This is a genomic window from Actinomyces haliotis, assembly GCF_015355765.1.
Classification (GTDB): Bacteria; Actinomycetota; Actinomycetes; order Actinomycetales; family Actinomycetaceae; genus Actinomyces; species Actinomyces haliotis.
This window is the reverse complement of record NZ_JACWNA010000012.1, coordinates 1-23,626: the sequence shown is the minus strand read 5'-3', so window position 1 is coordinate 23,626 and position 23,626 is coordinate 1. Positions and strand designations below refer to the sequence as shown.

17 protein-coding genes, 2 pseudogenes and 1 other annotated feature are annotated in these 23,626 nt (G+C 73.2%); of the genes and pseudogenes, 9 read left to right on the top strand and 10 right to left on the bottom strand.

Features of this window, described 5'->3' with window-relative positions:
- The first annotated feature begins 1 nt into the window (after position 1).
- Positions 2-1,654 carry an ATP-binding cassette domain-containing protein gene (locus IXW69_RS06930; protein ID WP_194785626.1) on the top strand — a complete coding sequence of 551 codons (1,653 nt, stop codon included), beginning with the start codon at positions 2-4 and terminating at the stop codon, positions 1,652-1,654.
- Positions 1,655-1,834: 180 nt separating this feature from the next.
- On the opposite strand, the gene IXW69_RS06925 is transcribed toward IXW69_RS06930, so the two are convergent.
- Complete coding sequence (locus IXW69_RS06925; protein WP_194785625.1) at positions 1,835-2,404, bottom strand: TetR/AcrR family transcriptional regulator; 570 nt, start codon at positions 2,402-2,404, stop codon at positions 1,835-1,837.
- Positions 2,405-2,468: 64 nt separating this feature from the next.
- Here IXW69_RS06925 and IXW69_RS06920 point away from each other — a divergent pair, with 64 nt between their 5' ends.
- Positions 2,469-3,353, top strand: a complete 885-nt coding sequence (locus tag IXW69_RS06920; RefSeq protein WP_228524997.1) for a DMT family transporter — start codon at positions 2,469-2,471, stop codon at positions 3,351-3,353.
- A gap of 92 nt (positions 3,354-3,445) precedes the next feature.
- Here IXW69_RS06920 and IXW69_RS12270 read toward each other — a convergent pair whose 3' ends face one another.
- The 4 genes and pseudogenes from IXW69_RS12270 to IXW69_RS12255 all read right to left on the bottom strand — a co-directional run bounded on the left by IXW69_RS12270 (position 3,446) and on the right by IXW69_RS12255 (position 4,706).
- Positions 3,446-3,697 (bottom strand): integrase core domain-containing protein, encoded by a 252-nt coding sequence (locus IXW69_RS12270; protein ID WP_456048974.1) that lies wholly within the window; start codon positions 3,695-3,697, stop codon positions 3,446-3,448.
- Between the two features lie 9 nt (positions 3,698-3,706).
- Complete coding sequence (locus IXW69_RS12265; protein WP_456048975.1) at positions 3,707-3,859, bottom strand: hypothetical protein; 153 nt, start codon at positions 3,857-3,859, stop codon at positions 3,707-3,709.
- 46 nt (positions 3,860-3,905) lie between these two features.
- Positions 3,906-4,349: pseudogene (locus tag IXW69_RS12260) on the bottom strand (IS3 family transposase); the annotation flags it as partial.
- Positions 4,333-4,461, bottom strand: a sequence feature (AL1L pseudoknot). (Overlaps the previous pseudogene by 17 nt.)
- Positions 4,422-4,706 (bottom strand): transposase, encoded by a 285-nt coding sequence (locus IXW69_RS12255; protein ID WP_456048973.1) that lies wholly within the window; start codon positions 4,704-4,706, stop codon positions 4,422-4,424. Its footprint overlaps the feature before it by 40 nt.
- Positions 4,707-4,789: 83 nt before the next feature.
- Here IXW69_RS12255 and IXW69_RS06910 point away from each other — a divergent pair.
- The 6 genes and pseudogenes from IXW69_RS06910 to IXW69_RS06885 form a co-directional block, all read left to right on the top strand.
- A pseudogene (locus tag IXW69_RS06910) lies at positions 4,790-4,969 on the top strand (integrase core domain-containing protein); the annotation flags it as partial.
- 72 nt (positions 4,970-5,041) lie between these two features.
- Positions 5,042-6,157 (top strand): SLAC1 family transporter, encoded by a 1,116-nt coding sequence (locus IXW69_RS06905; RefSeq protein ID WP_323745219.1) that lies wholly within the window; start codon positions 5,042-5,044, stop codon positions 6,155-6,157.
- Between the two features lie 52 nt (positions 6,158-6,209).
- On the top strand, positions 6,210-7,025 hold the full coding sequence (locus tag IXW69_RS06900; RefSeq protein ID WP_194785623.1) for an MBL fold metallo-hydrolase: 816 nt from the start codon (positions 6,210-6,212) through the stop codon (positions 7,023-7,025).
- Between the two features lie 205 nt (positions 7,026-7,230).
- Positions 7,231-8,634, top strand: coding sequence for a histidine--tRNA ligase (hisS, locus tag IXW69_RS06895; RefSeq protein WP_194785622.1), 1,404 nt, complete (start codon positions 7,231-7,233; stop codon positions 8,632-8,634).
- Between the two features lie 4 nt (positions 8,635-8,638).
- The gene (locus IXW69_RS06890; RefSeq protein ID WP_323745218.1) at positions 8,639-10,414 is read left to right on the top strand and encodes a dynamin family protein; all 1,776 of its coding nucleotides are present in this window, start codon (positions 8,639-8,641) and stop codon (positions 10,412-10,414) included.
- Positions 10,411-12,201, top strand: coding sequence for a GTPase family protein (locus IXW69_RS06885; RefSeq protein ID WP_323745217.1), 1,791 nt, complete (start codon positions 10,411-10,413; stop codon positions 12,199-12,201). The genes IXW69_RS06890 and IXW69_RS06885 overlap by 4 nt, the downstream gene beginning before the upstream one ends.
- On the opposite strand, the gene IXW69_RS06880 is transcribed toward IXW69_RS06885, so the two are convergent.
- The 3 genes from IXW69_RS06880 to IXW69_RS06870 all read right to left on the bottom strand — a co-directional run bounded on the left by IXW69_RS06880 (position 12,185) and on the right by IXW69_RS06870 (position 18,427).
- Complete coding sequence (locus IXW69_RS06880) at positions 12,185-13,852, bottom strand: cation:proton antiporter (protein WP_194785621.1); 1,668 nt, start codon at positions 13,850-13,852, stop codon at positions 12,185-12,187. The genes IXW69_RS06885 and IXW69_RS06880 overlap by 17 nt on opposite strands.
- Positions 13,853-13,925: 73 nt before the next feature.
- Positions 13,926-15,611 (bottom strand): cation:proton antiporter domain-containing protein, encoded by a 1,686-nt coding sequence (locus IXW69_RS06875; protein ID WP_194785620.1) that lies wholly within the window; start codon positions 15,609-15,611, stop codon positions 13,926-13,928.
- A 284-nt stretch (positions 15,612-15,895) separates the two neighbouring features.
- Complete coding sequence (locus tag IXW69_RS06870) at positions 15,896-18,427, bottom strand: DEAD/DEAH box helicase (protein WP_194785619.1); 2,532 nt, start codon at positions 18,425-18,427, stop codon at positions 15,896-15,898.
- Positions 18,428-18,925: 498 nt separating this feature from the next.
- Between IXW69_RS06870 and IXW69_RS06865 the strand changes: the two genes are divergently transcribed.
- Positions 18,926-21,541, top strand: coding sequence for a helix-turn-helix domain-containing protein (locus IXW69_RS06865; RefSeq protein WP_194785618.1), 2,616 nt, complete (start codon positions 18,926-18,928; stop codon positions 21,539-21,541).
- Between the two features lie 35 nt (positions 21,542-21,576).
- Here the strand turns inward: IXW69_RS06865 and IXW69_RS06860 are convergent, their stop codons facing one another.
- Positions 21,577-22,479: an ABC transporter ATP-binding protein gene (locus IXW69_RS06860; RefSeq protein WP_194785617.1), complete on the bottom strand. Its 903-nt coding sequence runs from the start codon at positions 22,477-22,479 to the stop codon at positions 21,577-21,579.
- Between the two features lie 4 nt (positions 22,480-22,483).
- Positions 22,484-23,500 carry an ABC transporter permease gene (locus tag IXW69_RS06855; RefSeq protein WP_407646540.1) on the bottom strand — a complete coding sequence of 339 codons (1,017 nt, stop codon included), beginning with the start codon at positions 23,498-23,500 and terminating at the stop codon, positions 22,484-22,486.
- Positions 23,501-23,626: the final 126 nt, after the last annotated feature.

Genomic DNA, 23,626 nt, shown 5'->3' with positions numbered 1-23,626 from the left:
CATGCCAGCGATCACTCTCACCGACCTCACCTTCTCGTACACGGTCGAGCCCCTCCTCGACCACGTCTGCCTGACCGTCGTCGACGGCGAGCGCGCCTGCCTCGTCGGTCCCAACGGCTGCGGCAAGACGACGCTCCTCCGCCTCGTCACCGGGGACCTCGTCCCGGACTCCGGCACCGCCGTCGTCACCGGCACCGACGGGGGAGCCGGTGGGCTGCGCCGCGCCCCCGACGTCCTGACCATGACCGGCACGGTCGGCGACTACCTCGACGCCGCCACGGCCGAGGTCCGTGGACTCACGGCCCGCTTCGAGGCCGTGACCGCGGCTCTCGCCGACGAGCCGGACGCGGCCGAGGAGCGCCGCCTCAGTCGTGAGTACGACGGGCTCCTCTCCGCCATGGAGGCCGCCGACGTGTGGGGCCTCGACGCCCGTGTCCACGAGACGCTCGCCGGCCTCGGCCTCGAAGCGATCACGGGGGAGGAGGGGAGAGCCCGCGACCTCGCCACCCTCTCCCCGGGCCAGCGCGGCCGCCTCGAGCTCGCCGCCACCCTGCTCGCCTCGCCCTCCGTCCTCGTCCTCGACGAGCCCACCAACCACCTCGACGACGACGCCGCCCGGTACCTCGCGGGCCTCCTGCGCGACGTCACCGGCCCGGTCCTCCTGGCCAGCCACGACCGCGCCTTCCTCGACGAGGTCGCGACCGTCCTGCTCGACCTGGACACCGCGCCCTGGCAGGCGCTGCTCACCGCCGAGGGAGCGGGAGTCCTGCCCGGCGTGCAGCGCTGCGCCGGGTCCTACACCGACTACCTGGTCCAGAAGTCCGCTGCGCGGGCCGAGCACGCCCGGCTCCACACGGCACAGCAGGAGGAGAAACGATCCATCCGCGCGCACCGGCGCTCCAGCGAGGACATCGCCGCCGGGGGAGTGCGGCTGCGTGAGGCGACCAACAAGGAGAAGAAGTTCTTCGCCGACCGCGCCTCCAAGACGATGACCCGGCGCACGCACAATGACGACCGCCGCATGGACGCCCTCACGTCCCGCGAGGTCCGCAAGCCCCGCGAGTACCTCCTGCGCATGGAGCTGCGGAGCGTCGGCACGCCGTCCGGCGTGGCCGTCGCGGCCCGAGGGGCGGCTGTGCCCGGACGACTCGCTCCGGTCACCCTCGACCTGCGCGCCGGTGAGCACCTGCTTCTCACGGGACCTAACGGCGCAGGCAAGTCGACGCTGCTGAACTGGATCGCGTCCGGCCAGCCGCCCACGGCCACCTCGACCGGCACCCTCGACGTCGGCGGCCGCCTCGCCGTCGTCCCGCAGCGGCTCCCGCAGCCCGGCGACCCGGGCCTCGACGCCGAGACCTGGGAGAGCGGGATCGGTGAGACGGGCGCGGGCGTCCTGCACCCGTCGTTCTGGAACCGCCGCGTCGGGGACCTGTCCGCCGGCAACCAGCGGCGCGTCCAGCTCGCTCTCGCCGTCGCCGCCGCACCGGAGGTCCTCGTCGTCGACGAGCCGACCAACTACCTCGACCTCGACTCCATCGAGGCCCTCGAGGCGGCCCTCGCCGCCTGGGACGGCACGCTCCTCGTCGCCAGCCACGACCGATGGCTCCTCGAGCACTGGACCGGCCAACGCCTCGAGCTCGAGCCCACCCGGTGACACGCGAAGGCAGGTGCGGTCGTCGTGAGTTGGAAAGGAGCCAGGACGACGGCGGAGCAGGAGGCGCCGCCGCACGTGTCCGGGCGGTGACCAGCTGCGGGCGGGCTCAGGGCATAGTTGTACTGACCGAAGACGTTGATCGAGAAGCGCGCCCCGGAGCTCGACGGTTGCCGGTCGAGCTCATGACCGGCTGGCCAGCAGGTGGTGGGATGCGGTGCGAGCCTCAGTGAAGACTGTGGGGTCCTGGTGGATGGATGCGGTGACCTGGGCACCTTCGTGGAGTAGGTGGAGTAGACCGCCCATGCGGTGGTTGCCTTCGGCCAGGATCGTGAAGAGTGCCAACATCCAGTTCTTCTCGTTCAGGATGATCCTTGTGGCCTGGTGGTCACTGGCCCCGATTTCGGCCCAGGCGTTGGCGAAGGCGCAGCCGCGGAGTGTGTCTCCGGCCCACCGGATGGTGTGGTCGTAGACGATGTCGAGGCCTTCTGCGAGGCTGGCTTGCTGCAGTGCGGTCACGAGTTCGCCCTGCCAGTTATGGGCGCGTTGTTGCAGGTAGCAGGCGACGAGATGGTCCTTGGAGCCGAAGCGCTGGTAGAGGGTTCGCTTGGTCGTGCTGGCACGCTCGGCGATGCTGTCGACGCCCGTGGCGGTGATGCCCTGTTCCCGGAAGAGCCATGTCGCGGCGTCGAGGATCCGGTGGCCCGCCGGGGTGGTGCTCACTGGAGCGAAGGGTTCGAGATCCATGTCCATGGTTGCTCCTGGCTCGGATGCGGATATACTGACAGTATACCGACCGGTATGGTTACCTGTTGCGATGCGATGGATCAGGGCTGCAGCATTCGTGATGACGTGGAGCTCTGGTTTCGTGGGCGCGTCCTTGGCCGACCAGACGGCGGTGGGAGTCTGGGGGCTGCTGGCTTGGCGCTACCTGGTGACCGCGGCAGTGCTCCTTGTCGTCTCTATGGTGACGGCCTCGACCCGCCGAGCGGTGGTCGACGTGGGACGCGGTGATCTGTTGCGACAGGTTGCCTTGTCGCTGCTGTCGCATGTCGTATTCCTCGGCGGGGTGTTCCTTGCCGCCCACCACGGGCTGGATGCCGGGCTGTCTGCCCTGGTGTGCGCACTGCAGCCCTTGCTGGTCACCGCCGTGGGTCGACTGGTCTTCTCTGATCCCGTCAGCATTCGCCAGTGGGCTGGTCTTGGTGTAGCGCTTGCCGGTGTGACCCTTAGCGTTGGTGGGATCAGCGCGGCCGGCGTGGCCAGTGTCGGCCTGGTGGTGGCAAGCCTGCTCGGCCTGTCCACGGCTGCGCTCCTGGAGCGCGTGTGGCAACCGGCAATGCCGGTCATGCTCAGCCTGACCATCCAAGTCTGTGTGGCGGCTGGATTCTTCCTGCTCTGCGCGCTCGCCGATGGGAGCTTCCGCGTTCCCGTCTCCGGACGGTTGGTGCTGGCGCTCATCTGGCTCGTTCTCCTGTCAGGCCTGGGCGGCTATGCCACCTTCACCTGGTGCCTGCGCCACGTGGGGGCCACCGCAACCAGCACCCTGCTCTACCTGACAGCCCCCGTCACGATGTTGTGGGCCTGGGCCATGTTCGGTCAGCGGCCTTCCCCCATCCAATGGGCGGGGCTGCTTGTCGTGCTGGGCGGAGTGGCCTGCGCCACCACACGCATTGAAAGGTCAGCGGCAGAACCGACATGAGCCAGCGCACACAACTGGGGCTGATGCACGGTTGGGTGTCAGTCGGGGTTAGGCCGCCAGGGTGTCAGGCCCCGGGTTTTGTGGAGGCTCGTTCATCTGGTTGTGGTGGTCTGGGGTAGGGGTCGGTCGACGACCTCAAGGGCTGTGGCATCGGCTCCGGTTGCGGCGTGGTGGGCGTGCTCGTGCTCGACGGGGGTGAGCATCCCGATCGCGGAGTGAGGCCGCACGGTGTTGTACCAGTGGACCCACTCGGCGGTGGCGACCTCGACGTCGTCGATGGATGTCCAGGGCCCCTTGCTGCCGATGAGCTCGGCCTTGTACAACGAGCTCAGGGCCTCAGCCAGGGCGTTGTCCTAGGAGCCTGCCTCGGGTCCCACCGATGCCACCGCGTGGCAGTCGGCCAGGGCCTGCCCGTAGCGGATGGAGCGGTACTGCACTGCGCGGTCGGAGTGGTGGACGAGGCCGGCAAGGTCGGCACCGTCCTTGTGGCGTTGCCAGATGCCCATGTTCAGGGCGTCCCGGGGCGAGATCGGTGTACAGGCTGGTGGAGGTCTGCCAGCCCACGATGCGACGCGAGTTCACGTCGGTGACGAAGGCGACGTACACCCACCCCGAGAAGGTGGGCACGTACGTGATGTCGGCGACCCACAGCTCATTGGGGCGGAAGGCCGAGAAGTGGCGCTCCACGAGGTCCGCGGGGCACTGATCCCTCGGCGCGGAGCGCGTCGTGTGAGGCGTCTTGGCTCGCCGGATGCCCCGCAGCCCCAGGCTCCGCATGAGGCGCCCGACCGTGCAGCGGGCGACGTGTCCCTGCCCGTGCCTCTCGGCGACCAGGGGCCGGTTCACCATGACGTGCATCTTGCGGGCCCCGAACGCCGAGTAGTTCTCACCATGAACGGCACGGATCTCGTCCTTGAGGACCTCCTCGCGCCTGGCGCGTGGTGAGGGGCGGGCGGGTCCTTGCCGCGTCGACGGTGGAGGGGGCGATCTTGACACCGGCGCTCGTCAGCGTGGCGCAGATCGGCTCGACCCCGAACTCGTCCTTCTTGGACTCCACGTAACGGCAGATCAGCGGGACGGGCGGTCGAGCTCCGCCGCGAAAAAAGCCGAGGCACTCTTCACAATCGCGTTGGCCCGCCGCAGTTCACGGACCTCCTTGTCCAGCTCCTTGATGCGCTCCGCGTCGCTCGTGGTGGTACCGGGCCGGGCGCCCTGGTCCACCTCAGCCTGCCGCACCCAGGTACGCAGAGCCTGCGGGGCAACGCCGAGCTCGTCGGCGATCGGCTTGATCGCCCCCCTTCGACCTGGCCGGGTCCGCCAGAGCCTCCAACGCCATCCTCGTCGCCCGCCCACGAAGCTCGATCGGCTACTTCCTCTGTCCCATGCGCAGTGATCCTTCCTGTCATCACTGCCTCCATCAAACCCGGAGCGCAACACGGTTTCACCGCACCCTGGCTGATGGCTGGGCCTACGCCCGCTGCTACACCTCCGAAGCCGAGCGCCGCGGTGAGCTCGACGGGTGGCTGCACTACTACAACCACCACCGCCCCCACACAGCCTGCGGGAACAAGCCGCCCTTCGCACGGTTGATCAACGTCCCCGACCAGTACACCTAGTGGGTCAATGACCGCCTGACACGCGCGAACCTCGGAGCACTGCCGACCTCCGACTCACCCGGAGCGACCGCCGTGCGGCACCGCGGCCTCCTGGTCAGCCCTGACCCCCCGAGGTCCCCCCACCGCGAGCCCCTCCCGCCGCCTGGTCCCGTCTGGTTCCCCGCCGTCATGGGGACCGGCATACTCGCCTCCGCCCTCCAGCTCACTGTCGGCCTCGTGCCGACGGCGCTCGTGGGCCCAGTTCGCGTTCTCGCCCTCATCGACCTGCTCGTCGCCTGGTTGCTGCTTCTTGTCCTCACCACCGGCTACGGGGTGCGCGTCGCCCGTGACCCGGCCGTGCTGCGCGGGGAGATCCACTCGCCCTTCTGGGGACCGGTCGCGATGGGACTCATGACCGTGGGCTCGGCGACCGCGGCCGTCGTACCGGGGTGGTGGCCCGCGCTCAAGCGCGCCTCGTGGGCGGTCGACACGGTCCTCTGGATCCTGGGCACCGTGCTGGGCTTCGCGGCGGAGGGCCTTCACCTGCACCGGTGCCGCTGCGGGACCGAGCCCGCGCCGAGCTTCGTCTCCTGCCTCGCCGTGCTGGCCCCGATGGTCTCCTCGACCGTCGGTGCGGGCGTCGCGCCGCACGTGCCCCACGTGGCCGGTGGGATCGTCCTGCTCGTGTCCTTCCTCGGATGGCTCATCTCCCTCGTTTTCGGATGGCGGATCTTCCTCGCCGCCTACCCGCGCACGCTGAGGCTCGCCCCGCTGCCGCTCGGCCTGTCCGCCTCGGCGACCATCCCTCTCGGCATCGTGGGGCAGTCCGTCGCGGGGATCGTCGCTATCGCCACCCAGGCCCGCGCCTACGTGAGCGGGCCCACCGCGCGGACCTTTCTCGTCCTCGCCCACGGCTGGGGCTGGGGCATGCTCGCGCTCGGTCACCCGATGGTCGTCTGGGGGCTGCTCGTCCTCGTGCGCGGCCTGCGCCGGCGCATGCCCTACTCGCCCGGGCGGTTCGCGGCCACCTTCTCCGCCGGAACCATGGCGCTCGGAGGCATGATGCTGGGCCGCTCGGTCGGCGTCGTTGCCGTGTCGTGGCTCGGCGTCGGGGCCTGCGCGCTCCTGCTGGGGACAGTGCTTCTCGGGCTGGTCGGCGCGGTGGTGCGGATCTCGCACGACGTCGCTGGTCGGCGGTCGGGGAATTAGACGGTCCGACGTCGCGGGACGGGCGCCTCGCTGTCGGCGGTAGCCTCGGGGCATGATCCTCGAGCGCACGATCGCCCCCGTCTTCGCCGCCAACTGCTACGTCCTCGCCGACGGCCCGGACAGCCCGGCCCTCGTCGTCGACCCCGGAGCTGGCTCCGTCCGCGGAGCCCTCGCCCTGCTGCGCTCCAACCGCCTCACCCTGGGTGCCGTCCTGCTCACCCACGGCCACGCCGACCACGTGTGGGACACCGCCGCCCTCATCGACGCGGCCCGCGCCGAGGGAATCGCCGCGGACGGCGAGATCCCGGTCTACGTCCCCGAGCCGGACCGCTACCGACTCGACGACCCGGACACGACGACGGGCATCCGCTCCGACGGCCAGACCTTCGCCGACCTCGCGGGCACGCCCTGGACCTGCCCGAGCGGCATCCACATCTTCCCGGGCGAGGGCTTCTCCCGGGCCGTCGAGCTCGTCCGGGGGATCGCGGTCCAAGCCGTCCCCGCGCCGGGGCACTCGGAGGGCTCGACGATCTTCTTCCTCAACGCGCGGCTGGCCGACAACGACCTGCTGCGCGAGGCCGAGGTGCCGGCGCTCCTCGAGGCGGACCCCTCGGAGGCGGACCAGCCGCACGACTACCTCATCGGCATCGACGGCGACGTCATCTTCAAGGGCAGCGTGGGTCGCACGGACCTGCCCGGCGGCGACCAGGTGCAGATGTGGGGCACCCTGCGGTTCCTCGCGTCCGCGATCAGTCCGGAGACGGTCCTCCTGCCCGGTCACGGCGCCTCGACGACGATGGAGCACGAGCACCGCGGGAACCCGTACCTCGCCGAGGCCAAGGTGCGTGGCGGCGAGCTGCGAGCGTGAGCGAGCAGCGGGGCGGGCACGGCGCAGGACACAGCGAGCTGCGAGCGTGAGCCCCCCGGTGTTTGGACCGCCTGCGTGAGTCAGGACCACGTGAGCCACTGTCTGAGGTGGTCCAGACTCGGCGCGGTGGTCCAAACGCGGGCGGGCGGCCCTCGGTCGGTCGGGATGTCGCGCCGGAGCGAGGGCGCCGCGCTGGCGTGACAGAATGGCCCACATGGCAGCAGCGCAGGCCCGTCAGGCCCAGTCGTCCCTCTCCGGATTTCCCGAGTGGCTCCCCGCCGCTCGGATGATCGAGCAGTCCTTCATCGACACGCTGCGCCATACCTTCGAGCTCCACGGCTTCTCCGGCATCGAGACCCGTTCGGTCGAGCCCCTGTCGCAGCTCACCAAGAAGGGCGAGACCTCCAAGGAGGTCTACCTGCTCTCGCGCCTCCAGGCCGACCCTGATGAGAAGGCCGAGGACCCCTCCAAGCAGCTCGGCCTCCACTTCGACCTCACGGTCCCCTTCACCCGCTACGTCGTCGACAACGCCGGCGTCCTGCACTTCCCCTTCAAGCGCTACCAGATCCAGAAGGTCTGGCGCGGAGAGCGCCCGCAGGAGGGCCGCTTCCGCGAGTTCTACCAGGTGGACATCGACGTCGTCGGCGACGGCTCCCTGCCCCTCCACCACGACGTCGAGACGCCCCTCATCATGCACGAGGCGCTCTCCGCCCTGCCCATCCCGTCCGTGACGATCCACGTGTCCAACCGCAAGGTCGCCCAGGGCTTCTACCAGTCCGTCGGCATCGCTGACGACCAGCTCATCGAGGTCCTCCGCGTCGTCGACAAGATCGACAAGATCGGCCCCGAGGCCGTCGCTGAAGAGCTCGTCGAGGAGGTTGGTGCGACGCGGGAGCAGGCCGACGCCGCGCTCCGTCTCGCCAGGGTCTCCGGCGGGGACCCCGGGTCCGTGAGGGCCGCCGTCCTCACCGCCCTCGACGGCGCCGAGCCCACCGAGCTGCTCACCACGGGTCTGGCCGAGCTCACCGATCTCCTCACGACCGCCGAGCGGCGCCGCCCCGGCGCCATCATCGCCGACCTCAAGATCGCCCGCGGGCTCGACTACTACACGGGCACCGTCTACGAGTCCTTCATGGCCGGCGCCGAGGACCTCGGCTCGGTCTGCTCCGGCGGCCGCTACGACAACCTCGCCTCGAACGGCAAGCGGACCTTCCCCGGCGTCGGTATCTCGATCGGCCTGTCGCGCCTCCTGTCGCGCGTCATCTCCGACGGCCTCATCGAGGTCTCCCGCGGCGTGCCCACGGCCGTCCTCGTCGCCGTCACCGACGAGGAGCACCGTGCCGCCTCCGACGCCGTCGCCGACGCCCTGCGCGCCCGCGACATCCCGGCCGACGTCGCCCCCACGGCCGCCAAGTTCGGTAAGCAGATCAAGTTCGCCGACAAGCGCGGCATCCCCTTCGTCTGGTTCCCGGGCGCCGACGGCGAGGCCGACTCCGTCAAGGACATCCGGTCCGGCGACCAGGTCGAGGCCGACGCCGCCACCTGGACGCCCGCGGACCCGTCCGACCTCGCGCCCCGCCTCACGAGCGCCGCCGCCGAGCAGGACTGAGACCGTGAGCGAGCAGAAGGCCCTGCCCTCGGTGGAGAGCACCTCTGACGCGCCGGCCTCGGCCACCGGTGCCCTCACCGGGTTGCGTGACGCCCTCTCGAGCCTGACGCTGCCCTACGCCCTGCCGGGCACGGCCGCCGCGCGCAGCCGCGCCGACCTCGTGCGCGACCAGCTCGGCGACTACGTCCTGCCGAGGCTCGCGAGCCTCGAGGCGCCGCTGCTCGCGGTCGTCGGCGGCTCCACCGGCGCCGGCAAGTCGACGCTCGTGTCCTCTCTCGTCCGGCGCCACGTCACCGCCTCCTCGGCGATCCGCCCGACCACGCGTCGGCCCCTGCTCCTTCATGCTCCGGGTGACGGTGCTTGGTTCGAGGACGACCGAGTCCTCGGCTCCCTCGCGCGGGTCCGCGTCGCCGAGGACGCAGCGCCGACCCCGCCCACGTCCTCGACTCCCCGCGAGCTCGAGGTCCGCACCTGCTCGCCGCTGCCCGGGGGACTGGCGCTCCTGGACGCCCCCGACGTCGACTCCGTCGTCGAGGAGAACCGCGACCTCGCCGCCACGCTCCTCGCGGCCGCCGACCTGTGGGTCTTCGTCACCACCGCCGCCCGCTACGCCGACGCCGTGCCATGGGCGCTCCTGCGCCAGGCGGCCGAGCGCGACGTCGTCATCGCCGTCGTCCTCGACCGCGTCCCCGAGGGGGCGGGCACGGACGTCGAGAACGACCTGCGGCGCCGCCTCGCCGACGCCGGGCTCGCCGACGCCCCCGTCTTCTCCGTGCCCGAGACACGGCTCGACGCCGAGGGCTTCCTCCCCGACGGCGTCCTCGCGCCCCTGCGCTCGTGGCTCACGGGGCTCGCCGAGGACGCCGCCGCCCGGGCCGCCGTCGCCCGCCGGACCCTCGCCGGCGCGCTCGGCGCGGCCCTTGCCGAGACCACGGCGCTGGCCGGCGAGCTCGACGCCCAGAGCACCGAGCACGACGACCTCGCCCACGCCGCGGCCGCGGCTCACGCCGAGGCGCTCGCCCGCGTCAAGGAGGCCACCGAGGACGGCTCCATGCTGCGCGGCGAGGTCCTCGCCCGTTGGCAGGAGCTCGTCGGGACCGGTGAGCTCCTGCGCGGCCTCGAGAGCCAGGTCGGTCGCCTCAGGGACCGCCTCGGAGCAGCCCTGCGGGGCCGCCCGGCCCCGGCCGCCAAGGTCGAGGAGGCCATCGAGTCCTCGCTCGCCTCCCTCGTCGTGGCCGAGGCGCAGCGCGCCGCGCTCGAGACCGAGCGTGCCTGGCGCCGTGCCGGCACCGCCCCCTACCAGCTCACCGCGGCACTGCCCTCCCTGCCCTCGGACGCCGAGCTCACCCAGCGCGCCGCCGCGCTCGTGCGCGACTGGCAGGGCGACGTCCTCGAGATGGTCCGGGCCGAGGGCGGGGACAAGCGCCTCACGGCCCGCGTCCTGTCCCTCGGCGTCAACGGCGTCGGCGTCGCCCTCATGGTCATCGTCTTCGCCCACACCGGCGGGCTCTCCGGGGGCGAGGTAGGCATCGCCGGAGGCACCGCCGTCATCGCCCAGCGGCTCCTCGAGGCCGTCTTCGGCGACCAGGCCATGCGCACCATGGCTGAGCGCGCCCACGACGACCTCGTCGCCCGCGTCAAGAGCCTTCTGGACGCCGACGAGCTCGCCTTCACCGCGGCCCTCGCCCAGCCCGAGCCCACCGGCGCGGAGCTCCGGCGGGACGTCGAGCGCGCCCGCAGCGCCGTCGGAGCCCTTTTCGACGGACGGAGCGCCCAGTGACCCCGTCGATGCGCTCCCGCCGGTCCCGCGACGCGGCCGGCCCCGCCGAGGCCACGCAGGCCTTCGACCGCGCGACCTCCCGAGCCCAGCGCCGCGGCGCCGCCCGCGACCTCGACCAGACCCTGTGGGACCTCACCCGCGTCGTCGAGCTCGGCGACGGCCTCGTCGAGGACGCCGCCCTCGCCCCCGCCCGCACCGTCCTCGAACGGGCGGGCGAGCGCCGCCGCATCGCACCCGGCGTCACCGTCGTCGCGCTCCTCGGCGCGACCGGTTCGGGCAAGTCCAGTCTCTTCAACGCCCTCACCGGCGCCACGATCGCCCGCACCGCGGTCACCCGTCCTACGACGACGAAGCCCCTGGCGGCCCTGCCCGCCGGAGTCTCCGGCCCCGTCGCCGACCACGTCTCGGACCTGCTCGACTGGCTGGGCGTCGACGAGCGGGTCCAGCTCGAGACGGACACGGGCATGGGCGGCGCCACCGTCCTGCTCGACCTGCCCGACGTCGACTCCGACGAGGCCGCCCACCGAGAGATCGCGACCCGGCTGGCCGGGCTCGTCGACGTCCTCGTGTGGGTCCTCGACCCGGAGAAGTACGCCGACGCCGTCCTCCACCGCGACTTCATCGCCCCTATGGCCGCCCACGCCGAGGTCGCCGTCGTGGCCCTCAACCAGGTCGACCGCCTCGACGAGGGCTCCCGCGGTGCCGTTACCGGGGACCTCACGCGGCTCCTGGCGGACGAGGGACTGGCCGGCGCCCGCGTCGAGCCCGTCTCCGCCCGCACCGGCGAGGGCGTTCCCGCCCTGCGCGAGCGGATCGGAGCCGTCGCAGCGACGGCCCGCGCCACCGAGGACCGGCTCGCCGCCGACGTGCGCACCGCCGCGGAGGTGCTGTGGCGCGAGCTCGCGCTGGACGACGCCGCGGCGTCCCTGCCCGCCGACGTCGAGGGTGCCTGGGCCGACCTGCGCACCGCGGCAGCCCGCGCGGCCGGGGTCGACGCCGTCGCGAGCGCCGTCGCCGGCTCGACCGCGCAGCACGCCTCCCGCTACGTCGGCTGGGTGCCCGTGCGCTGGGTCGGCCGCTTCCGCAGGGACCCCCTGAGGGCCCTCCACCTCGGCGCCGACGTCGTGCGCGGGAGGGTTCCCGATCCTTCCGCCCGTGTCGGTGACGCCGCCGCAGGCCGCGACACGGCGGCGACCGGCGCGCTCGTCGAGCCCGCCGCCCGAACCTCCGTCCAGACCGGCGCCGTCGCCGGGGGAGTGCTGCGCTCCGCCGCCCACACGACCGCCGTGCGCATGACCGGCGACCTGCCCGGGGACGCCGAGGCCGACGTCGTCGCCCGCTCCGACGAGCGCGCCGCCGCCCTCGGAGACGCCCTGGACTCCGCCGTCGCCCGCACGGACCTCGAGCAGGGCCGCGTGCCGGGCTGGTGGAGGGCCGCGAACTGGCTCCAGTGGCTCTGCGCCGCCACGGCCCTCGTCGGCGGTGCCTGGCTGCTCGTGCTGCACCTGGTCGCCACCTACGTCCTCATGCGGGAGCCGAACCCGCCGCGCCTGGGCGAGCTGCCCTGGCCGGTGGTCCTCCTCCTGGGCGGTCTGCTCCTGGGAGCGGTCCTCGCGGGACTCGGGACGCTCCTCGCCCGCGTCACCGTGCGCCGTCGGGAGGAGCGCGTGCGCGGGCGGCTGCGCTCGTCGACGGACGCCGTCGTCGACGAGCGGCTCATCGAGCCCCTCCAGGCCGACCTCACGCGCTGGAGCGACCTGACCCAGGCGCTCAGCCGGCTGCGCTGAGCGGGGGCCTCGAAGCGGCGCCGGGACGGCGCGCGTGGGCGGCCTCCGCGAGAGCCTCGCCGACGCCGTCATAGAGGTTGACGACCGCGTTGACGCCGCGGGCGTGCATCTGCGCGGCCTCGTCGTCGAAGCGGGCCACAGCGAGCACCTCACCGGCGAAGCCGTGGTGCTCGATCCAGCTGAGCACCTCGAGGTTCGCGCCCGGCTCGGACATGGCGAGCACGGCGGTAGCGACCTCGCCGGAGCCGAGGCGCGCCCAGAAGTCGGTGTCCGTGGCGTCGCCCTCGACGACGTTGAGGCCGAGGCCGTGCAGCCGCTCGACCTTGTCCGCGTCGGAGTCGACTCCGAGGACGGGGACCCGGCGGTGCTCGGCCGGCGCACCTGAGCCCGCGGGCGGGGTGGCCTGCTCGGTGTCCTCGGTGAGGTCCGCGAGGAGCCGGGCGTAGGTCGCGCGGCCGACGCGTCCCATCCCGAAGACGACGGCGCGCACCCCCGTGAGGTCGACGGGCGCCTCCGCGGGGTGGAGCGCGTCCTCACCGTGGTCCGGCAGCGCGTGCGAGACCCGTCGGACCAGACCGCTGGCCCGCTTGTTGACCACCGAGGCGACCACGAAGGACAGCGCCACGGCCAGTGACAGGGCCTGGAGCCACTCGGGGCCGAGTACCCCCTGGCCGACACCGACGCCGGCCACCACGAGGGCGAGCTCGGAGTACGAGGCGACGGCGAGACCCGTGAGCACGGCGCTGCGGTGCCGCAGACGCATGAGCCAGAGGACGCCCGTGTAGGCGGCCGAGCGCAGCGGCAGGAGCGCCACGAGCACGAGCGCCATGACGACCGCGCCAGGCCCCGGCAGCCCCGCCGTGCCGATGGACACGAAGAAGGCGACGAGGAAGAGCTCCTGCACGGGCCGGAAGGAGTCGGCGAGCTCGCCGGCAGAGGGGTGGGCGGCGAGCAGCGCCCCGACGACGAGGGCGCCCAGGGTCCCAGGCAGGCCGACCAGCTCGAAGAGCTCGTAGCCGGGCATGAGCGCGAGCGTGATCCCGAGGAGCATGAGCACCTCGCGGTGCTGGACCCGGCGCAGCAGCCACCCGACGGCGCGCGCGGCCGGGACGAGGAGTACGAGGGCGAGGGCCCAGGGGCTCGGAGCGGTCCCCGAGATGGCGACGAGCAGCACGATGGAGGTCGTGTCCTGGAGGATCGAGGTGCCCACGGCGATGCGTCCGTAGAGAGCCGAGGCGTCGTCGCGGTCCTCGAGGATCTTCATGATGACGATCGTCGAGGAGGAGGCGAGGGCGAAGCCGACCAGCAGCGCGGCGCCCCAGCCCTCCGTCGCCCCGACGGCGAGCCCGCCGACGAGGACGACGAGGCCGACGACGAGGGACGTGACGGCGGTGATGGCCACCATCGTGACGGCGGCGGTGCCCGCGATGACTCGGCGCCCCAGGACGCGCGGGTCGAGATCGAGGCCGATGGAGAACAGCAGGAGGGCGGCGCCGAGGTCTCCGACCGTGGACAGCCAGGGGAGGGGCTCAACCCCTGTGGCGCCCAGGAGGAATCCGGCGGCGATGAAGCCCACCAGTGGTGGCAGGCGCAGGAGGGCGGCGGCGAGGCCGAGGGCGACGACGGCGAGGAGGTGGAGGGCGAGGCTCATGCGGGGTCTCTCGTGGGGCTCGGGTGGGCGCCGCTGAGGCGCGCTCGGGTCGGACGGGGGTGGCTGCCGGGGCTCACACGGCCCGGCTGGTCACAGGTTCGGGCTCGGCCGCGGTCGGGATCGGCGGCTGCGTCACAGAGCCGGCGTCGGGCCCTTCCGCGTCGGCACCGGCGTCGACGGCCCGTACCGCGTCGAGCGGGCCGAGGGACTCGACGGCCTGCGCGAGGGAGGCTCCGACGCCGTCGTAGATGTTGATGACGGCGTCGACGCCCTTGTCGCGCATCTGGGCGGCCTCGTCGTCGTAGCGGGCGATGGCGAGGACCTGGCCGTCGAAGCTCGAGCGGTTGAGCCAGTCGAGGACGCGGACGTTCGCACCGGCCTCGGGCATGGCGAGGACCGCCTTGGTGGCGTGGACGGCGTCGAGCCGCTCCCAGAACTCCTGGTCGGTGGCGTCGGCCTCGAGGACGTTGAAGCCGGACTTCTCGAGGGACTCGACCTTGGAGGCGTCGTTGTCGATGCCGAGGACGCCGCGCTCGCCGTCGGCGTGGAGACGGGAGTAGGTCGCACGGCCGACGCGTCCCATGCCGAAGATGACGGTGCGGACGCCCGAGAGGTCGAGGGGCTGCTCGTCGGGGTGGAGGCTCGTCGGGCTGCGCCGGGGGATGAGGCCGCTCATCCAGCGCACGAGGGCGGCGGGGCGCCGGTTGACCATCGCGGAGACGACGAAGGAGAGCGCCAGGGCCAGCGACACCGCGGCGGTCCACTCGTGCCCGAGGTGGCCGTGCTCGACGGCGACGGCCACGACGATGAGGGCGAACTCGCTGTAGGCGGTCATCGCGAGCCCGGCGAGGGCCGAGGTGCGCCGCCGCATCCCGAAGATCCTCACGGTGATGGTGTAGACGAGGCCTCGCAGCGGCAGGAGGAGGAGCAGGAAGGCGGCGAGCATGAAGGCGCCCGTCCCGGGGACGCCGTCGAGGCCGATGGCGAGGAAGAAGCCGACGAGGAGGAGCTCCTTGATGGTGAACAGGGCGCCGGAGAGCTCCTTGGCGGCCGGGTGGGAGGCGAGGAGCGCGCCCATGATGAGGGCGCCGAGGTCGCCGTCGATGCCGACGATGTCGAAGAGGAGGTAGCCGGGCAGGAGCGCCATCGAGATGCCGAAGATGGTGCGCATCTCGCGGTGGTCGATGTGGTCGAGCACCCAGCCGAGCACCTTGGACGCGGGCCACAGGAGGACGAGGCCGAGGGCCCACGGGCTCGGCACCTGCCCGGAGGTCAGCGTCATGTAGAGCACGGCGGCGATGTCCTGCACGACGAGGACGCCGATCGCGATGCGGCCGTAGAGGGAGCCGGTGTCGTCGCGCTCCTCGAGGAGCTTGACGACGACGACCGTCGAGGAGAACGACAGGGCGAAGCCGAGGATGGCGACGCCGGCGGGCGTCACGGTATCCACCTGCAGGCCGAGGAGGAGCAGCCCGCCGATGATGACGCTGCCGAGGCCGCTCAGCACCGTCATGGTGATGAGGGCCGTGGCCGTGACCTCCTTGCGCGTGAGGACGCGCAGGTCGAGCTTGAGCCCGATGGTGAAGAGGAGGACGGCGACGCCAAGGTCGCCGAGGACGCCGACGTACTCGAGGTTGGGGACGGGGGAGGCTCCGAGGATGAATCCTGCGAGGAGGAAGCCGACCAGCGGCGGCAGACGCAGGATCGTGGCGGTGAACCCGAGGACGACGACGGCGAGCAGATAGATGGCTGGTACCACGGGCCCCCTTTGCGTGCCGGCCTCGGCCTTCGGTGTCAGTGCGTTCTCGGTCCCGGCAACAACGGTGTCACGATGGGTATTCCTGGATCGGTGGTCTCCGTCGCTCGCGGTCTCGGGAGGCGTGCGGGAGCGGTCGGACCGGGGTGTCCCGGGAAACGACGACGGCCCCGTCCCACCACGGGACGGGGCCGTGCGGCGCGGTGCTCTCAGTGCGCGGGGGACGGGAGGGTCACACCGTGCCGACGGCGGTGCGCCGGACGCGGGTCACGAGCGGTCGGCGGCGGTCACCAACGGTCGCCGCGGAAGCCGTCGCGGCGCTTGCCGCCCCGGTAGCCTCCACGGTCGTCACGGCGCTCACCGCGTCGGTCGTCGCGGTCGCCTCGGAAGCCCCCGCGGCGGTCGTCACGGCGCTCTCCACGTCGGTCGTCGCGGTCGCCCCGGAAGCCCCCGCGGCGGCCGTCACCGCGGTCGCCCCGTCGGTCGTCACGGTCGTAGCGCCTGCCGCCCCGGTAGCCGCCCCTGTCATTGCCACGGCCGTTCCCACGGTCCCCGCGGAAGCCTCCGCGTCGGTCGTCGCGGTGCGGACGCCCGGAGCGACGCTGTGAGAACTCGCTCGGCGCGTTGTCGTCGTTCGGGCCGTCCCAGCCGTGGCCCGGGCCCTCGTCGGGGCGGATGCGCAGCTCGCGACCGCCGAAGGTCGCGTGACGCATGCGGTCCAGCTGATCCTCGGTCAGGTCCGTGTGGATCGTGACGAGGGAGAAGGACTGCAGGATGTCGATCTTGCCGATGTCGGAGCCGGCGATGCCGCCCTCGTTGGCGAGGGCGCCGACGATCGCGCCGGGCATGACGCGGTCGCGGTGGCCGACCTCGACGCGGTAGACGGTGCCGGGCCCCTCGGGGCGCGGGCGGCCGCCGCGGGCGGCACCGGGCTTGCGGTCCCGGTCGTCACGGTCGCCGCGGTCGCGGCTGCGCTCGCCGCGGCCGGGCTCGAAGGAGGCGGACACGAAGGTGCCCTCGGCGTCGACGTTCTCCTCGCGGCGCACGCGCTGGCGGTTGCCTCCCTTGGCGTTCTCGGGCCGGCGGGGGCCGTCGTCGCCGACGGCGAGGGCGAGCAGCGTCGCGGCGAGGTCCTCGACGCTGAGGCCGAGCTCGGCGGAGCGGGCCGTGACGAGCTCGGTGTACATCCCGAGGCGACCGCGCTCGTGACGGGCGGCGGCGCGCTCGAGGAGCTTGCCGGCGCGGTGGCGCGAGACGTCCGCGGGGGAGGGCAGCGTGATCTCCTCGAGGCGGGTGCCGGTAAGGCGCTCGATCTGACGGAGCTTGCCCTTCTCCTTGGGGGTGAGGAAGGTGACGGCCTCGCCGTGGCGGCCCGCGCGACCCGTGCGGCCGATGCGGTGGACGTAGGCCTCCGCCTCGCGCGGCACGTCGAAGTTGACGACGAGCCCGATGCGGTCGACGTCGAGGCCGCGGGCGGCGACGTCGGTGGCGACGAGGACGTCGAGGGTGCCCTGACGGAGGCGCTCGACGAGGCGCTCGCGCTCGCGCTGGGGCACGTCGCCGGAGATGGCGGCCGCCTGGATGCCGCGTCCGGCGAGCTCGATGGCGACGTCCTCCGCCGTGGACTTGGTGCGCACGAAGACGATGGCGGCCTCGGCCTCGGTGACCGCGAGGACGCGGGAGACGGCGCCGACCTTGTGACGGAAGGGCACGACCGCGTAGGTCTGGTGCACGGTGTCGACCGTGGAGGACTGGCGCGAGACCTCGACCTCGACCGGGTCGGTCATGTGCTGGCGGGCGACGCGCTGGATGGCGGCCGGCATGGTCGCGGAGAACAGCGCCGTGCGGCGCTCCTCCGGCAGGGAGGCGGCGATCGTCTCGACATCCTCGGCGAAGCCCATGCGGAGCATCTCGTCGGCCTCGTCCAGGACGAAGTAGCGGACGTTCTCCAGGCGCAGGGCGCCCTTCTCGATGAGGTCGATGACGCGGCCCGGCGTGCCGACGACGACCTGCGCGCCGCCCTTGAGGGCGTTGATCTGGGGGCCGTAGGGCGAGCCGCCGTAGACGGCGACGACGTCGAGGCCCCGGGAGCGGTGCGCCATGTCGGTGATGGCCTCGGCGCTCTGGAGGGCGAGCTCGCGGGTGGGGGCCAGGACGAGGGCCTGGACCTCAGCGTCGTGGGCGTCCACGGCGTCGAGGAGCGGCAGGCCGAAGGCCGCCGTCTTGCCGGTGCCGGTCTGAGCGACGCCGACGACGTCGCGGCCGGACAGGAGCGTGGGGATGGCCTCGCGCTGGATGTCGGTGGGCGTCGTGAAGCCCATGTCGGTGACGGCCTTGAGGAGGTCGGCGGGCAGGCCGAGGTCGGCGAAGGTGATCTCCTCGGGGGCCTTGCGGGCGGGCGCCTCGTCCTCGCCGGACTCGTCGTCGGAGTCGTCGCCGTCGAGGAAGGGGGCGCGGCCGTCGACCTCGTCCTCGTCGACCTCGATGCCGTCGTCGGCGTCCTCGTCGTCCTGGTCCTCGGGGTCGGACTCGGGCAGGGCCAGCTCGGCGGCGGTGTCCACGTCGTCGTCCTCGTCCTCGTGGTCGACGTCCTCCGGGTCCTCCGGGGAGTCGGAGGAGGCCGGGGTGGCGAAGGACGGCGCCGAGGCGGACTCGGTCACGGCCTCCGCCCGGTGCGGGGCCGCCACCTCCTCGCCGCCGTCGACCTCCTCGACGCGGGTCCCCGGGGTGCCCGGCGACCCGGAGGCGCTGGCGCTGAAGAGGTCGTCGAGGCTCAGGGGGCCGTCGTTGGGCGCACTGGTGGCGTCGTTCGTGCTCATATCGGTGTTCTTCCCGTTCACGTCCCCACGGCGGGGGACTCACGCGGAGTGTGGGGACAGCTCGTCCGGCGGCCCTCCTGCCGCGCCGCACCCACCACACTCGCCCTGCGCCGGGACGTCCTCGCGGACGACGGCGGCTTGCGGGCTTCACGCACAGACTCACGGGGTCGCTTCCGGCCCGCGCCGGTGCCCCGGCGTCGGCGCCGGCGCCCCGAACGGGGTTCACAGCACGGATCGCTCCTGGGGTCACCCTACGGGAGGGTGGTGTCCCGGTGTCCGGAGCGCTCCGCGATCCGCACGAGGTCACACGTGAGCCCGGTCTCGCCCCGGTCGGGCTCGGTGCCCGCGTGCGGACCGAGGAGTGGACGGGTGCGGGTCCGGGCGGGCGGTCTGCGGAGGGCGCTGGCCTGCCGCAGCGCTACCTTCGCGGCGGAGGCGCCCGGTGCGGGCCGTCGGAGGTCGGCGGTCGCGTGCGCTCCGGTGAGGACGGCAGCAGCGATGACGGCGTGCGCAGCGGGCGAGGACGAGCCGACGCCCACCGCCGTTGGCTCCAGCGGTCCTGCCGCACGAGCCGTCGGCGCCCGCCTCGCACCGCTCATCGCCCAGGCCGACGCCGTCGTCGCCATCGGCCCCGAGGAGCTCGAGGCGAGCGACTCCCTCGAGGCCGCCGTGCTCGACGCCGACGGCAGCCTTCCTCTGCTCGTCGAGTGCTCACCCGGCGCCCACGCCGCCGCGGGCAGGACCGGGATCGACGAGGTCATCGAGGGACTGCGCGCTGCCCCCGGCGTCGGTCGCGCCCTCGTCCACTGGCGGCCCGGGGCCGAGCACGGGGCCGGCGGCGTCGTCTGCCCGACCGACCCCGGCGAGCTGCTCGACAAGGTCGCCGAGCTCCTCGGGTCGCGGACTCCCATCCCCCCGCTGCTCCTGGTCATCGACGCCGACGTCCGAGACTTCGCCGTGCCGACCGTGTTCGACCTCGTGCTCTCCTCCGCCAGCCTGGCGCTCACGCCCGCCGAGCTCGCCCTGGTCGTCGGAGACCGACTGTCGCCCCAGGGCCTGCAGGTGCTTCGAGAGGCCACCGGCGGCGTGCCCGCGCTCGTGGGAGCCGCCCTCACCGACCTCGCCGAGGGACGCCATGACGAGCTCGTCACCCTGGCGAGCACCGCGGCGGGTCTCACGCCGCGCCCTTCGCGGTCCGACCTGGAGCGCCTCGGACGCCGGTGGGCGCTGCGCGTGGTCGAGCACGACGGCGACGACCGCCTCGCCGTGCTCCTCAACCTCGTGCCGCCCCTTCCCCTCGACGTGACGGCTGCCGTCGCCTCGCGCGTCCTGCACCGCCCGGTCGGGACACCCGAGGTCCGAGCGGCGGTGGGACGGCGCGGGAGCGCGCTGCCGGTCGAGGGCGCGCGGCCCTGCGCGCCGTCGCTGCTCGCCCGCAGCGTCGTCACCGTGCTCATGGAGCGGGACCGCGCCCCCGTCCGCGGGATGCGACGCGAGATCGTCCTGGCCGTCATCGACCCCGGGCTCCCCGTGCGCACCGTCGACCGGATCATGGTGCTCGCGGTGCTCGGCGACTGGGACCGCCTCGACTCCGTCCTGGCGCAGGGGATGATGGCGCTCGCCTTCCTGACCCGCAGCGAGCGAACGGCCCTCGTACGCCGGTGGCCGAGCTCCGGGGACGGTGTGTGGCCGTACCTCGCTGCCGGCCGGGCCTTCCTCGACGGCTCGTGGAGAGCCTCCGCCGCACCCGGTCCACGTCCCTGGCAGGAGCTCCGCTACCTCTACGGCGCGACCGAGAGCGCGCTCCTGCCTCCCGCCCTCAGGAACCTCCACGGCCGGGTCCGGAGGCTGACGAGCCACGCGCTGGTGGCCGACGGGCCCGCCGCGCGAGCCGATCTCGAGGCTGCTGTCGGGGTGCTGACTGATCACGTCCTGCGCGCTCACCGTCTGCGTGACGACGACGCCCTGGGCCCGCAGGCCCACGAGTACCTCGCCCGGCTGCTGTCCCTGGCTCTCCAGGGGGCCGCGGACGCGTGCCTCGGCGCCGGGATGGTGCTGCGCGCGCAGCAGTGCCTCAACCAGGCGCGCAGCCTGGGGCAGCTCACGCCCCGGGGCGTCCTGGGCAGCCGTCGGACCGAGCAGGGCCTGCGCGTGCGGATGGCCCTGCTCGCCGCGACCGCGAACCTGCCCGCTGAGGCGGAGGACCACCTTGCCGCCTACGAGGCCGCCCTTGAGACGGCTCCCTGCGTCGACGACGACGAGGCCGGGATCGCGGACGTCGCTCGCCTGATCGTGGACTCGGGACGCGGCTCGCTCGCGGTGGCGGAGGGGCTGGGGAACCGGTCGGTTGGCGGAGCAGTCTCGGACGGCTACGTACCGACCAGGCCGCTCGGCGTGGCCGCCGTCGGGCGCGCGCTCCTCGTCGAGCAGGGTCCGGGCGCCGCGGGCCGCTGGCTCCACGACGAGCTGGGACGATCCCGTTGGGCGGGCACGGCCGACTGGCAGTGGTGGCCGGTGCACCTCACCCTGGCTCTGCTCGACGCGAGGGCCGGGCGCGTCGAGGCCGCCGAGAGCTGGCTGCGTCTCGGCTCCGTACCGCAGGACGGGGCGCTGGTGGTCCGGGCGAGCGCCGCACTCGCCGCCGGGAGGCCCGTTGAGGCGCGGGAGCTGGCCGCAGCGGCCCTCACCGCCCCGGGTGCCACGTCCCGCTGGCGCCTCCAGGCCGGGGGCGTGCTCCTCGGCGCTGACCCGGCGATGACCGCCGCGGTCGTGGCGCGGGGCGGGCAGTGGGCTCGCTCGCTGGACCACCTGGCGCTCCTGCCCGAGGCTGCCCGACGCTCCGTCGCGGGACTCCTGGCTCTCGACCCGGGCTGGCCCGAGGCGGTCCCCTGTCCCCGCGGTGCAGGGGCGGGGACGACTCTGACGGCCCGGCAGCACGAGATCCTGCTCGGGATGGAGCGCGGGCTCAGCTCGACGCAGATCGCCGAGGAGCTGGGCGTCGGCACCGAGACCGTTCGGACGCTGACGAAGCGGCTCTACCGGCGCCTCAACGTCCACACCCGCGGCGACGCCGTGGTGGTGGCCCGGGAGCAGGGACTGGTCCGGAGCGCCTGAGAAGCCGGGAACGGCGCGGTCCGGCGCCGTGCGGGTCAACGACCCAGGAGGTGCAGGATGCGGCGGCGCAGCCGCTGGAAGTCCGCCCCGCCCTCGTCGGCGCGCACCTCGGGGGGCACGACGACGTCCTCGAGGACGTGAGCCGGCCGCTCCGAGAGCACCACCACCCGGTCGGACAGGCGCAGCGCCTCGTCGACGTCGTGCGTGACGAGGACGGCAGTGAAGCCCTGCGAGCGCCAGAGGCGGGCGATCTCGTCCTGAAGCTGGAGCCGGGTGAGGGCGTCGAGCTTGCCGAAGGGCTCGTCGAGGAGGAACAGACGGGGGCGGTTGACGAGGGCACGGGCGAGCGCGGCGCGCTGCGCCATCCCGCCGGACAGGGTCGAGGGGTAGGAGTCCGCGAAGTCCCGGAGACCCACGAGCTCGAGGGCTGCGGTGATGCGTCGCTCGTCCTTCTCCAGGCGGCCCCGGGCCTGCGGTCCGAGGGCCACGTTCTCGCGGACGGTCCGCCAGGGCAGGAGCGTCGAGTCCTGGAAGGCCATCGCGCGCTCGGGCGCCGGGCTCGTGACCGGCTCGCCGTCGACGAGGACACGTCCCTGCCTCGGTGAGTCGAGTCCGGCGAGGAGCCGCAGGATCGTCGACTTCCCGCAGCCGGACTGGCCGACCAGGGAGATGAACTCGCCGGGCTCGATGGTGAGGTCGATGCCGTTGAGCACGTCGAGGCTGTCAGGCTTGGCCAGCTCGGCCTCGTGCCGGGCGCGGGCCGCGGGGGAGACGAGCCGGATGGCCGACTGGACCCATCCGTGGTCGAGGTCGTGGCTGAGCGGGAAGGAGTGGGAGACGGCCTCAAGGCGGACCGCGGCGCCGCGCTGGGCGGCCGTGCGCGCGGCCACGGGCCCGGTCGTGCTCGAGGGGCTCGTGGAGCTGGTCGTGTCAGTCATGGGGTCACCACCGGACGAGGTCCTGCTGCCAGGCGAGCAGGGAGGATCGGAGCTTGAACAGGAGCACCATGAGGGCGCGGCAGAAGACGATGAGGACGACGAGCCCGACGTACATCTTCGGGTAGTCGGCCCATCCCTTGACCCAGTTGATGTACCAGGCCAGGCCGCGATCGACGCCGACGAGCTCGGCGGTCATGAGGGCCGCGAGCGAGGTGCCCAGGCCCGTGAAGAGGCCGGTGAGGACGTCGGGGAGCGCCGCCGGGATCGCCAGCCGACGGATGAGGAAGGACTGGTCGGCACCGAGGGTGCGGGCGACGTCGATGTACGTGCGGGGCACGGCCCTCACGCCGGCGCGCGTCATCGTCGCCATCGGGAACCAGGCGCCGAAGGCGACGATGAAGGCGGCCGACAGGTAGGTCGTGGGCAGGAGGAGGACGGCAAGGGGCAGGAGCGCGGCCGCCGGCACCGGGCCCACCGTCTGCAGGAGCGGGTGGAGCCAGTAGTCGGCGCGATGCGACCAGCCCATGAGGAGACCGGTGACGAAGCCCGCGGCCGAGCCGATGGCGTAGCCGGTGAGGAACAGCAGGGCGGAGGATCCGAGGCAGGTGACCAGTAGCCGCCAGTCCGAGCCGAGGGCCTGGAGCAGCACCTCGGGGGACGCGAAGTAGGGCGGCTTGAGCAGGTTGGACTTCGCCGTGGTCAGCTGCCAGACGATGAACCAGGCTCCACCGAAGACGATCCAGGGGAGGCGGTGGGCCAGGGCCGCTGCGGCGTCGCTCGACGGGCGGGCGACGGCGGTGCCGACCCAGGCGGCGAGGCCCGCCGTGAGGGCGCCACCGACGATGAGGAGCGGTCCGTGCGGCGCGGTGAGGGCACCGGCGGCGTCTGGCAGGAGGACGACGAGGGCGAGGTAGACGAGCCACAGGGCGACGCCGATGGCGCCCCAGGTCCGGGTCGTCTGGCGTGCGCTCGCGGGTGGGGTGCCGGCCGTAGGGGCGGGCCGGGCGGCTTGCTGGGTCACGGTGGTGCTTCTCCCGGGGGCGGGGTCTGGGATGGTGGTGACGGGTGGTGGGGGGGGGGGCCCCCCCCGGGGGGGCCCCCCCCCCCCCCCCCCCGGGGGGGGGGGCCCGGGGGGCGGCGGGCCCGG